2 protein-coding genes are annotated in these 1,585 nt (G+C 62.0%); one reads left to right on the top strand and one right to left on the bottom strand.

Annotated features, from left to right (window positions below):
* The coding region (locus LPA46_RS18630; protein ID WP_442908280.1) for a Cdc6/Cdc18 family protein at nucleotides 1-493 on the top strand (493 nt) is incomplete at its 5' end.
* Nucleotides 494-664: 171 nt separating this feature from the next.
* Here LPA46_RS18630 and LPA46_RS18625 read toward each other — a convergent pair.
* Nucleotides 665-1,450 (bottom strand): helix-turn-helix transcriptional regulator, encoded by a 786-nt coding sequence (locus tag LPA46_RS18625; protein ID WP_241430532.1) that lies wholly within the window; start codon nucleotides 1,448-1,450, stop codon nucleotides 665-667.
* Nucleotides 1,451-1,585: the final 135 nt, after the last annotated feature.

The following is a 1,585-nucleotide window of genomic DNA, read 5'->3' as shown; positions in this document are numbered from 1 at the left end:
CCCATCGACGATTCCGCGAGCCGCGGCGCTCGCCGCCCGCGAACACGGGGACGCCCGGAAAGCAATCGACATCCTGCGGTACGCGGGAGAAATCGCACAGTCCATGGGGGCGAGTACCGTCAAGGAGAACTTCGTCACGCAGGCGCGCCAGCGCGCGGAGACCGACCGCTTCCGCGAGCTGATTCGCGGGTCGACACCGCACTCTCGCTACGTGTTGCAGGCGCTCGCCATCCTCTCGCTTTCGAACGAAAAACAAGACGGCTTCCGAACGAGCCGCGTCTACGAGGTCTACGAGAACATCTGCCGACAGCAGGGGTCCGATAGCCTGTCGCTGCGGCGGGTTCGAGACCTCCTGAAAGAACCCGCCTGTCTCGACATCATCGAGCAGTCGCAACACAGCGGCGGGAGCGCGGAAGGAAGCTACACCACGCACCACCTGCTCGAGGATCCGGACGTGGTGAGGGACGTCCTCATCGAGAACACGGACTCCTGATTGGAGAATCGAACTCTCAACCGGGGCGTGTGAGGGCCGAACCGGCTAGCGGGAACGCCGTACCACCGCAGGCGTACCTCCGTAGAGTGGCCTCTTATAGTTTATTGCATCATCATGTGATTGGAATATTCACGCGTGACCGACCCGGTCACGCCGGTTGTCGGCGCCGACTCACGGTTCGAGGCGGTCAATCGGCACTGATTTCGAGCGGACCGACTCGTACAGGTTTTCGACCCACGAAACGACTTCCGACGCGTCGCCGTCAACGAGGGCCGCCAGGTTGTTGTGTTCGTCGTAGGCGGAGACGAGACCGTGGCCGTCGACCACGAGCAGGCCGAAATCGAGGTTCTCCTCGGTGACTCGAAGTTCGAACTGGTCAAGGTCCCGCGCACGCTCGAAGGAGTCCGGGTAGGCGTCCATCGAACGCTCGAGGACGCCGCGGTCGACGATGAGTTCCATCCGAGTATCTTCTCCCAGCACCGCTTCGGCCGATTCGTTGAACACACGACTCACGATGGGCGTGACTCCGCGGAAGCGGTCGACTGGCTCGCTTCCGACGATAGTCAAGTACCTGTTAAGCGGCGCGTGCGGGTCGTTGTCCGCGGCGGTCGTGATGTTCATCTGACCGAGGACACCGGGCGGGGCGTTCTCACAGATGTCTGCGGCGTTCGCCAGGAACTCGCTCATTCGGTCGGCGCATTCGACCGTCTCTATGAACCGCTCGTACCGTTCGTGGACCATCGTTCCGCCCGGCGTAAGGTGATACAGTCCGTCGGATCTCTTTTTCGCCCATCCTCGGTCACAGAATCCTGCGAGTGTCCGCTGTGCCGTCTCTCGGGCGCAGTCACAGTGTTCCGCGAGCGCTGTCGGTCGACGTGGTTCGACCGCCAACGCCCGGAGAATCGCCTCTCGACTCTGCGACCCAACGAGAAACGCTACGTCCTCCCGCGCACTCATGTACCTCTGTTACACTGTTCGCCATTTCACACTTATGGGTGTTCAGACACCTAGCACCGCGAAAAATCGGATAGTTCGGGAGCGCCTAGCCGAGCAGTCCACGCGCGTCGATGCGCTCGACGATTTCCTCGACGG

It is taken from the genome of Halobacterium sp. KA-6, from assembly GCF_021029015.1.
Taxonomy (GTDB): Archaea; Halobacteriota; Halobacteria; order Halobacteriales; family Halobacteriaceae; genus Halobacterium.
Note: the sequence above shows the minus strand (reverse complement) of the source record. Positions and strands in the feature narration are given on the sequence as shown.

Excerpts from the sequence above, each read along its gene's own strand:
- LPA46_RS18625 (WP_241430532.1), bottom strand. The coding sequence starts at position 1,450 with ATGAGTGCGCGGGAGGACGTAGCGTTTCTCGTTGGGTCGCAGAGTCGA.